10 protein-coding genes and 1 tRNA gene are annotated in these 9,787 nt (G+C 64.7%); 8 read left to right on the top strand and 3 right to left on the bottom strand.

The window, feature by feature from the left end; translation table 11 throughout:
- Positions 1-983 (bottom strand): outer membrane lipoprotein carrier protein LolA (locus tag ACE5CZ_RS12955; RefSeq protein ID WP_374947745.1); only part of this gene is annotated, 983 nt, incomplete at its 3' end.
- Positions 984-1,175: 192 nt separating this feature from the next.
- Between ACE5CZ_RS12955 and ACE5CZ_RS12960 the strand changes: the two genes are divergently transcribed.
- The 4 genes from ACE5CZ_RS12960 (at position 1,176) to vanX (ending at position 4,095) form a co-directional block, all read left to right on the top strand.
- Positions 1,176-1,249: transfer RNA gene (locus ACE5CZ_RS12960), tRNA-Pro, on the top strand.
- A gap of 194 nt (positions 1,250-1,443) precedes the next feature.
- The gene (locus ACE5CZ_RS12965; protein ID WP_374947753.1) at positions 1,444-2,433 is read left to right on the top strand and encodes a D-isomer specific 2-hydroxyacid dehydrogenase family protein; all 990 of its coding nucleotides are present in this window, start codon (positions 1,444-1,446) and stop codon (positions 2,431-2,433) included.
- Positions 2,426-3,466 carry a D-alanine--(R)-lactate ligase gene (gene vanA / locus ACE5CZ_RS12970; RefSeq protein WP_374947746.1) on the top strand — a complete coding sequence of 347 codons (1,041 nt, stop codon included), beginning with the start codon at positions 2,426-2,428 and terminating at the stop codon, positions 3,464-3,466. The genes ACE5CZ_RS12965 and vanA overlap by 8 nt, the downstream gene beginning before the upstream one ends.
- A complete protein-coding gene (gene vanX / locus ACE5CZ_RS12975; RefSeq protein ID WP_374947747.1) occupies positions 3,463-4,095 on the top strand; it encodes a D-Ala-D-Ala dipeptidase VanX in 633 nt (210 codons plus the stop codon). The genes vanA and vanX overlap by 4 nt, the downstream gene beginning before the upstream one ends.
- 55 nt (positions 4,096-4,150) lie before the next feature.
- Here vanX and ACE5CZ_RS12980 read toward each other — a convergent pair whose 3' ends face one another.
- Both ACE5CZ_RS12980 and ACE5CZ_RS12985 read right to left on the bottom strand, forming a co-directional pair.
- Positions 4,151-5,227, bottom strand: a complete 1,077-nt coding sequence (locus ACE5CZ_RS12980) for a sensor histidine kinase (protein ID WP_374947754.1) — start codon at positions 5,225-5,227, stop codon at positions 4,151-4,153.
- Between the two features lie 10 nt (positions 5,228-5,237).
- The gene (locus ACE5CZ_RS12985; protein ID WP_374947748.1) at positions 5,238-5,933 is read right to left on the bottom strand and encodes a response regulator transcription factor; all 696 of its coding nucleotides are present in this window, start codon (positions 5,931-5,933) and stop codon (positions 5,238-5,240) included.
- Positions 5,934-6,019: 86 nt separating this feature from the next.
- On the opposite strand from ACE5CZ_RS12985, the gene ACE5CZ_RS12990 reads away from it, so the two are divergent.
- The 4 genes from ACE5CZ_RS12990 (at position 6,020) to ACE5CZ_RS13005 (ending at position 9,766) form a co-directional block, all read left to right on the top strand.
- The gene (locus ACE5CZ_RS12990; RefSeq protein ID WP_374947749.1) at positions 6,020-6,649 is read left to right on the top strand and encodes a M15 family metallopeptidase; all 630 of its coding nucleotides are present in this window, start codon (positions 6,020-6,022) and stop codon (positions 6,647-6,649) included.
- A 67-nt stretch (positions 6,650-6,716) separates the two neighbouring features.
- Positions 6,717-7,358 (top strand): HEAT repeat domain-containing protein, encoded by a 642-nt coding sequence (locus ACE5CZ_RS12995; RefSeq protein WP_374947750.1) that lies wholly within the window; start codon positions 6,717-6,719, stop codon positions 7,356-7,358.
- Between the two features lie 102 nt (positions 7,359-7,460).
- Positions 7,461-8,024: a PadR family transcriptional regulator gene (locus ACE5CZ_RS13000; protein WP_374947751.1), complete on the top strand. Its 564-nt coding sequence runs from the start codon at positions 7,461-7,463 to the stop codon at positions 8,022-8,024.
- A 5-nt stretch (positions 8,025-8,029) separates the two neighbouring features.
- Positions 8,030-9,766: an ABC1 kinase family protein gene (locus ACE5CZ_RS13005; protein ID WP_374947752.1), complete on the top strand. Its 1,737-nt coding sequence runs from the start codon at positions 8,030-8,032 to the stop codon at positions 9,764-9,766.
- Positions 9,767-9,787: the final 21 nt, after the last annotated feature.

A 9,787-nucleotide genomic window follows, 5' to 3' on the forward strand; every position in this document is an offset into this window, starting at 1 on the left:
TGGCCCCCCTCGACCGAGGTCGTCAGCTGCGACAGCATCGGCGAGTCGGTGAGCGACGCGGGGTCCGCTGCGGCGGGGAATTCGACGACCGTGTCCCATCCCGTTCCCGTGACGGTCGGCTCGGGGTGGGTGCCCCCATCCGGAAGCGCGCTGCCGTCGGCGGGAGCGTCGTCACGATTCGGGATCGTGTTCTCAGTGACCTCGGTGCCGGACGGGGGAGTGAAGTCGAAGAGGTCGGCCGACGGTGTGTCGAGGGAGACGGAGCTGAATGCGACGTGGATGGCTGGGTCGGAGGAGCCCTGGGCGAAGACGTCGATGCGCAGGGGGAGTCCGGTCTCGGCATCGACCGCGATCTCGACCGACGAGACGAGCGTGCTCGCGCTGTCGGGAGTGAGGATGAGGTCGTAGGCGGAGCGTCCGGCGACCGTTACCGGGTCGCCGATGGTCACGTCGGTGCTGGGGTCGACGCCGTCGAGGAAGCGGGTGGCGAGTTCGGCAGGGGTGAGCGATTCTGCGGTCGTATCGGGCGATGCGGATGCGCCGGCCGGCAGGGTTGAATGCACGGCCGAGGAGTCGCTCGAGTCGTAGAGCCACAGGTCGTCGCCGTTGCGGATAGCGTCGCGCTCGGCCAGATCGTCGAGGATCTGCACGCGGCTTTGCTCGGGCCCGTCGACGAAGACCCGCAGCGTGTGCGAGGCGGTGAGAAGCTCGAGGGCAGAGGAGAACTCGTCGCCGTCGGAGGCTCCGGATCCTGTGGGGCCTGCCAGGCCCGACACGTCGGGCAAGCCGAGGTCGGAGGACTGCTCGATCGTGCCCGAGAAGGTGTCGACCGTGCTCGACGCTGCGAGTTCGAGAACCTGCTGCGGCGTCTTCTCAGCCGGATCGGCGGACGCACTGGTTGCGAAAACGCCGCCCAGAACGAGGGCGCCGACGACGACGGGTGCGGCAGCGGAGGGGATCCAACGGTTCCACGTGCGAGACATGAACGGCCAACTTTCGACAGAAACGTACGCCGTAGTCGAGCACCGCGACGCGTGAACCCGACGCTACGCCCGAAGTCCGTGAATATGCTCAGTTTCGAGTTCTGTTGTCGGGTGGGCCTCGTTTGTGCGTGTTCGCCACCGGGCGAAAGTCAGGCTAATATAGACAAGTTGTCTTCGCGGACAACAAAGCCACGGGCTGTGGCGCAGCTTGGTAGCGCACTTGACTGGGGGTCAAGGGGTCGCAGGTTCAAATCCTGTCAGCCCGACAGAAAAATCCTGATGATAAGCAAATTTCATCAGGGTTTTGTTGTTTCCGGCGCCGGATGGCGGTTCTTGGTGGGCTACATATCATCGGTGTATCGAAAACCGGATACGTGCTGGCAACATCACGCTCCCTTGACTAGGAGGCATGAGCTACAGCGCACCAGCACGAGCAGCGGCCCGTCACACTCGGTCGCTGATGTCCGAATCTTCGCCCTCAGCAGCGACGCGTGGAGTCACCTTTTATGGATGCGGCCAGGACGAGGCCGCCTTATTGCTGGAGCTGGCACCGCGCTTTAACGTCCTGCCGACGATTGTCGGGGCCGCGGTATCCGAAGCCAATGTCGAACTGGCAATCGGAAACCGATGCATCAGCATCGGCCACAAGACACCTGTCACGCATCGCCTGCTGCTCGCGCTCAGCAGGGCCGGCGTCGAGTACATCTCCACGAGGAGTATTGGTTCCAACCATCTCGATTCGAACTACGCGGCGAGCGTCGGCATCGCCGTGGGCACCGTGGCCTATTCGCCCGACAGCGTGGCCGACTACACGGTGATGTTGATGTTGATGTCCGTGCGCCATGCGAAGTCCCTCATCCGCCGTATCGACGTGCACGACTACCGGCTGAGCGATCAACGCGGTCGAGAGCTGCGTGACTTGACTGTCGGGGTGGTGGGAACTGGACGCATCGGAGCCGCCGTCATCGACCGGCTGAAGGGGTTCGGCTGTCGCATCCTGGCCCATGACGGCCGTGCAAAGACTTCCGCCGATTATGTTCCGCTGAACGAGCTGCTGAGGCACAGCGACATCGTGACGCTCCATACCCCGTTGACCGCAGACACCCACCATCTTCTCGACGGCCGACGAATCGGGCAGATGAAGTACGGCGCGTTTATCGTCAACACCGGCCGCGGGCCGCTTCTCGATACCGAAGCACTCCTGGCGGCGCTGGAGAGCGGCAGGTTGGGCGGCGCCGCGTTGGACGTCCTCGAAGGAGAAGAAGGCATCTTCTACACCGACCGACGAGACAAGCCCATCGGAAGCAAGTCGCTATTACGACTGCAGAGCCTGCCGAATGTGCTTATCAGCCCACACACCGCGTACTACACAGACCACGCGCTGAGCGACACCATCGAAAACAGTCTCCTCAACTGCCTGAACTTCGAAAGCGAGAAACAGCATGGATAGATTGAGAATCGGCATCGTGTTCGGGGGATCATCCGAAGAACACCCTGTCTCCGTGAAGTCGGCGCGAGAGGTCGCGAAGAATCTCGACAGCGAGAAGTACGAGCCGTACTGGATCGGCATTAGGACCAGCGGTGTGTGGATGCTCTGCGACAGCCCCGAGCCGGGGTGGGATCACGACGCTCGTCGCACGGTCGTGCTGTCACCCGACAGAAGCGCCCACGGCCTGCTGATCGTGGACGACGAGCGTGTCTCAAGCATCCGGCTGGACGTAGTGCTTCCCCTCCTGCACGGCAAGCTCGGCGAGGACGGCGCCATGCAAGGCCTGTTGGAGCTTTCCGGTGTCCCCTATGTCGGCTGCGATGTCCAGAGCTCTGCCGTGTGCATGGACAAATCCTTGGCCTACGTCGTTGCCAGAAGCGCGGGAATCGCCACGCCGAACTTCTGGGTCGTCGCAGCGAACGAGGACGTTGATTCTGGCCAGTTCACTTATCCCGTTTTTGTGAAGCCGGCCCGCTCGGGTTCGTCGTTCGGTGTCAGCAAAGTCACCAGACAAGACGAGTTGCCGAGTGCGTTGGAGACCGCTGGACAATATGACTCGAAGGTGCTGATCGAGGAAGCGGTGGATGGCAGGGAGGTCGGATGCGCCATCTTGGGCAGCGATCCAGACCTGATCGCAGGTGAGGTGGATCGGGTCGCCCTGTCTCATGGCTTCTTCAGAATTCACCAAGAGGACTCACCCGAGACCGGCTCGGAGAACTCGCTCTTCATCGTTCCCGCCGACATCCCTGAGGAATCCCGCAGGCTCGTCCAAGATAACGCCAAGACCATCTACCGCGCCCTGGGCTGCAGGGGACTCGCCCGCGTCGATATGTTCCTCACGGCTGAAGGGCAGGTGGTCCTCAACGAGGTCAACACGATGCCCGGTCTCACTTCGTACAGCCGCTATCCCAGGATGATGAAGGCAGCAGGGCTGTCATTGTCCGAGGTCATCGACCGACTCGTGTCGCTGGCGCTGCACGGGGTGAAGCGATGAACGACGACTTCGTGTTCGTAGACGAGCTGTTGCCCGGTGTGCGCTGGGATGCCAAGTATGCGACCTGGGACAACTTCACAGGTAAGCCCGTGGATGGATATCTGTCCAACCGGATCGTCGGCACGACGGCTCTGTGCGAAGCATTAGGACGAGCGCAAGTTCACGCAGCTTCCCTGGGCTTCGGCCTGCTCCTGTGGGACGGCTACCGACCTCAACGCGCCGTGAACCGCTTCCTACGATGGTCGACACAGCCGGAGGATGGCCGGACGAAGCCGCGACACTATCCGAGAATCGACAGAGCGGAGATGTTCGAACGAGGATATGTGGCGGCCAGATCGGGCCATAGTCGAGGCAGCACCGTGGATCTGACTCTGTATCACCTCGCTACCGGCGAACTCGCTCTCATGGGCGGTGGCCATGACCTGATGGACCCGATCTCGCATCACGGTGCAGACGGGCTCACGCCAGCCGAGTCCGACAACCGCCAGTACCTTTGCTCCATCATGGAGGGCTCCGACTTTGTTCCGTACGACCACGAATGGTGGCACTACACGCTGAAAGACGAACCGTATGTGGACACGTATTTTGATTTTCCCATCACGTGGATCGCAGGTAGCCGGGCGGCGTGATCGAAGCGTACGCTGCGAATCAGTACGGGCGGCCGGGCCAGGCATGTGCTCATGGCTATCGCCGATCGGCGGGCAGTTTCACCGTGACGCAGAGACCGCCAGCGGCCTGGGGGGTGAGGATGAGTGTTCCGTCGTGCGCTCGGGTGATGCTCTTGACAATGGCCAGGCCGAGGCCAACACCTGCGTGATCGGTGCGTGTGCGTTCGGTGCCGCGCTGGAAGGGTTCGGTAAGAGTCGAGACCAGCTGCGGGGCAACTTCGTGGCCGGTGTTCTCTACTGTCAAAGTGACGGACTCGGGGTCGATTGCGGTGCTGACTTGCACGGTACCGCCCTCGGGGAGATTGTGGACGATGGCGTTGTGCAGGAGGTTCGTGGTCATCTGCAGCAAGAGAGAATGCGAGCCGACGGTGGGGGTGACATCTCCGAATGTCTCGATGGTCACGCCGCGCTTTTCTGCAAACGGGAGGAGCGTTTCTGTCGCTTCTTCCGCGATGAGAGACAAGTCAACCGGCTCCGGAGTAAAGAATCGTTGGTCGGTCCGGCTGAGCAGCAGCAATGACTCAGTGAGTTCGATTGCCCGCGCGTTGACGGCCCGGAGACGTTCATGGAGTTCGCCACTGTCGCGGTTTGGGTCGGTGCGAGCAACGTCGAGGAGGGTCTGCGTGATCGCAAGCGGTGTGCGCAGCTCGTGAGAAGCGTTGGCGGCGAATCGCTGCTGCTCGGCGTCGCGCGCTTCGAGCTGTGCGAGCATGGCGTCGAAGGCATCGGCGAGCTCGCGGAACTCGTCGTTACGTCCCTCCATTTCGATCCGATACGACAGCGACCCACCTCCCGCCTTCCGCGCGGCGCGCGTGATGCGCGTCAACGGGGCAAGCATGCGCCCCGCGAGAATCCAGCCACCCACGAGTCCGAACACCAGCAAGAACCCGAGCGCTAGGATCGCGGCTGCGACAAACACCACCGGGCCGAAGTTGCTCGGGTCGAATACCCGAGCGAAGTCGGCCAGATCAGGGAACCGGAAGTCGTTGGGCCTCCCTCTCAGCAGGAAGACCCAAACCGCCGCAAGGAGCAAGACGCCAGCGAGCATGAGGAATCCGGCGTAGCTGAGGGTGAGCTTGAGGCGTGCTCTCAGCCCCCGCCGCCTATCCACGCTTCGCCCCCGCCACTCCCGCGTCTGGTGGTGTGTCGATGCGGTAGCCGACACCGGGCACCGTGGCGATCAGCCAGGGTTCGCCGAGCCGTTTGCGCAGGGCTGAGACGGTGATGCGCACGGCGTTGGTGAATGGGTCGGCGTTCTCATCCCACGCCCGTTCCAGGAGTTCCTCGGCGCTGATTACTCCGCCTTCGCCGGCGACGAGCACTTCGAGCACGGCAAACTGCTTCCGGGTGAGCGCGACGTATCGCCCGTCCCGGTAGACCTCGCGACGGAACGGATCCAGCCGCAGGCCTGCGAGCTCCCGCACCGGTGGCCTGTTGTGCGCGCGCCTGCGGTCAAGCGCCCTGAGCCTGAGCACGAGTTCTTGCAACTCGAACGGCTTGGTCAGATAGTCGTCAGCGCCGATCTCGAACCCGGACGCCTTGTCGTCGAGCCGGTCCGCGGCGGTGAGCATGAGGATCGGCATGCCGCTGCCTGATGCGACGATGCTCTCGGCGATCTCGTCACCGGAAGGCCCCGGAATGTCGCGATCGAGGACGGCGATGTCGTAAGCGTTGATACTCAGCAGCTCGAGGGCGGCGTCGCCGTCACCGGCAATGTCGGCCGCGATCGACTCCAGGCGCAGCCCATCGCGGATGGCCTCAGCCATGTACAGCTCGTCCTCAACCACCAACACGCGCATCCTTCAAGGGTACGAGCCTGTACATATCGTCGGTGTAGCGAAATTGCCATACGGGCTGGCAACATGACGCCGCGTTGACTGACAGCATGACTCCAACGACCGCAGCACGAGCTAGAATCATCAGGACCTTCAGGTCCACAGCCGTCGGCGTGACGGTCGTCGCCGTTGCGATCGTCGGAACCGTTGTCTATCAGTCGGCATCGTCGCCGGATTCCTCTTTCGGTGAAGGCCTTCCTGGCGCACCCGTGGCCTCGACTTTCGCCGCAGGGGCCGACGGTGCGCTCCCCGCCGGCGCGACCGTGTTCGACGACGAGTACGCCGGCATAGCCAACCTCGACCCTGTGCTGGGCGAGGCTCTGCGCGAAGCGGCGACGGATGCCGCGGACGACGGCATCGCGTTCCACATGAACAGCGGATGGCGATCCCGGGAGTATCAGGATCGGCTTTTTCGCCAGGCGGTCTCGGAGTACGGTTCTGAGGCGCAGGCCGCGCGATGGGTCGCCACTGCCGACACGTCTGCTCACGTGTCCGGGAACGCGGTCGACATCGAGCCATCCGATGCCACGGCATGGCTATCCGAGCACGGCGCTGAGTACGGACTGTGTCGGATCTACCTCAACGAGCCCTGGCACTACGAACCGCGTTCCGACGCTGTCGGCCACGGCTGTCCCGCCATGTACGCCGACCCCACGCGCGATCCGAGGTTGAGGCAATGACGGCCTATATCGGCCGATGCGGCGTCGGTGTCGGTGGACGATGATTCACTGGTCTCATGAGCAACTCATGACCTCTCACCCTGGCGACGCGCTCCGCGCCGCACTTCACGCGGCCGACGCGTCGACGCGGCTGCAGGCCGCGTTGTCGGCCGGCACCTATCCGCGCGCCGACTACGTCGATTCGCTCGTCGAGCGCTGCGCCGCAGAAGACGATTTCTTCGTACGCGACATGCTCACCTGGGCCCTGACGCGGCATCCCGCCGACCTCACGGTGCCTCGCCTCATCGCGGAGACGGCATCCGACCTGCCGCAGGCGCGCAGTCAGGCGCTGCACACGCTGTCGAAGGTGGGCGATCCTCGAGGGTGGGCGGCCGTCACCGAGGCCGTGATTCAGGATGCCGACGAGTCGGTCGCCCGGGCGGCCTGGCGGGCCGGCGTCATCCTCGTGCCGGTCGGCAGCGAGTATGAGTTGGCGCGAGTGCTGAGCACGCAGTTGGCGCGTGGTGACCGCGACGTTCTGCTGAGTCTCGCCAGGGCGCTCGCGGAGCTCGGCGAGTACGCGCGTCCGGCACTCGAGACCGCGCGATCGCACGCGAGTCCAGAGGTTCGCGCCCATGCGCTTGCGATCGAACGGCTGATCGAAGACCCCGACGACTACTTCGACTCGGCGATCTTCGAGGCTCTGAGGGTCGTCTTGGACTCGGACTGAGCGATGCGTCGGCTCAAGCGACGGCTGACTCGAATACCAAGCCGCCTGTCAGGTTGACGATATATCGTTGACTATCGTTCGCACGACCAATAGGAGGATATCATGGGCAACTCATTCCCCGCAGGCGGCTTCAATATCGGCAACCTCGGCACTCACGCCGACGGCATGTGGCAGGCGATGGAGCAGCTGCGCGCCACGTTCGAGAAGAAGGCCGGAGCGGGCACGCGCATGGGCAAGGGCGACGTACGCGCCGCAGTACTCTCACTCCTCACCGAGCAGCCCATGCACGGCTACCAGATCATCCGTGAGATCGAGGAGCGGTCAGGGGGAAGCTGGAAGCCCAGCGCCGGAAGCGTGTACCCGACTCTGCAGTTGCTGGCCGACGAAGGGCTGATCAGTGCCGAGGAGTCGAACGGCCGCAAGACCTATGCGCTGACCGACGCCGGTCGCGAGCATGTAGCCGGCGCAGGCACATCGACGCCGTGGGAGACCACAGAAACGAAAGACAGCACGCCCGGATTCGGTGCACTGCCCAAGGCCGGGGTCGAACTCGCACAGGCCGCAGCCCAGGTGGGCCGCACCGGTACCTCCGAGCAGGTGCAGCAGGCAGTGGCGGTGCTCGACGACGCGCGTCGGCGCCTGTACTCGATCCTCGCCCAGGACTGACGGGAGTGCCGTCGCCGCAGCCGGCGCCGATTCCTTCCCAGGCGGGCACAGCCGCGGCCGGCGCCGGCAACGCCCGTGCGCGGTACCGCCGCATTCTGCGTTTCTCGGCGTGGCACCTCGCTGTCACGTGGTGGTTCGAGCTGTTTCTGCCGCGCATCGGCCTGGTGTCGATCGCGGAACGCACTCGCACAAAGCGACTGCAGAAATTCGCGCGCAGCTTCCATGTTCTCGCCGTCGATCTCGGCGGGCTCATGATCAAGGTCGGCCAGTTCATGTCATCGCGCCTCGACGTGCTGCCGCCCGAGATCACCCGAGAGCTCGAGGGACTTCAAGACGAGGTGCCCGCCGTGCCGTTCCCAGCCATCCGGGCGCTCGCGGAAGCCGAGCTGGGCATCCCGCTCGAGCGGGCGTTCGCGCGAGTCGACGAGACGCCCGTCGCCGCGGCATCCCTCGGCCAGGCCCATCGGGCCCTGCTAGCACCCCTCGACGCCGCTGATACCGGCCTGACGGGGGTCGTGCTCAAGGTGCAGCGGCCGGGCATCGACGAGATCGTCGACGTCGACCTCGCCGCACTGCGCAAGGTGGGCGGGTGGCTGAGCCACGTGCGGCTCGTCTCCGATCGCGTCGACATGCCCGCGCTCGTCGAGGAGTTCGCGGCGACGAGCCTCGACGAGATCGACTACCTGCACGAGGCGGCGAGCTCCGAGCGGTTCGCGGCAGACTTCGCCGACGACGACCGAGTCGCGGTGCCGTCGATCGTCTGGGAACGCACGACCCGCAGGGTGCTCACCCTCGAAGACGTCACCGCCATCAAGATCACGGATGCGGCGGCCCTGCGCGCCGCGGGCATCGATCCGGCCGAGGTCGCCCCCGTATTCGCGGCGGTCATGTTCGACCAGCTCTTCAGCAACGGCTTCTTCCACGCCGACCCGCACCCCGGCAACATCTTCGTCACCCCCATGGGCGATGGGCCGGATGCGACGGGCAAGACCGCCTGGAAGCTCACGTTCATCGACTTCGGCATGACGGGCGAGGTTCCGCCCACCACGCGCAGCGGATTGCGCAAGCTGCTGATCGCCGCCGCGTCGCGCAACGGCACGGGCCTGGTGGATGCGATCCGCGACGTTGGGGTGCTGCTGCCGTCGGCTGATACAACCGAGCTCGAGCGTGCCATGACGCAGTTGTTCGCCCGCTTCGGCGGCATGGGTTTCGCTGAGCTGCGCGAGGTCGATCCCCGGGAGTTCCGCGACTTCGCCGACCAGTTCGGCCATGTCGTGCGGTCATTGCCGTTCCAGTTGCCCGAGAACTTCCTGCTGATCATTCGGGCGATGTCGCTGACCTCCGGGGTGTGCAGCGCGCTCGATCCGTCGTTCAACCTGTGGGATTCGGTCGAGCCCTATGCGGCGCAACTCATTCGAGACGAGCGCGGCAACCTCGTGGGCGACCTGGGCAGGCAGGCCCTCGACACCGCGGCCCTTGTGTGGCGGCTCCCCGCACGCCTCGTCGGTCTCGTCACCCGCATCGAGAACGGATCCGTGGCAGTAGCCAACCCCGGACTCGAGCGGCGCGCCCGTGGGCTCGAGCGGGCCACGCGGCGACTCGTGTCGGCGGTACTGTTCGGAGCGCTGCTGATCGCAGGATCGCTCGTGCGAGCAGACGACGCGGTGTTCGGAACCGTGCTTATGGCCGTGTCTGCTGCGCCCCTGCTGCATGCCGTGTTCTCGGGGCGGCGCGCGGGCTGAACGCAACTCACGCCTCACGCA

The organism is Agreia sp. (assembly GCF_964263775.1).
GTDB lineage: Bacteria > Actinomycetota > Actinomycetes > Actinomycetales > Microbacteriaceae > Agreia.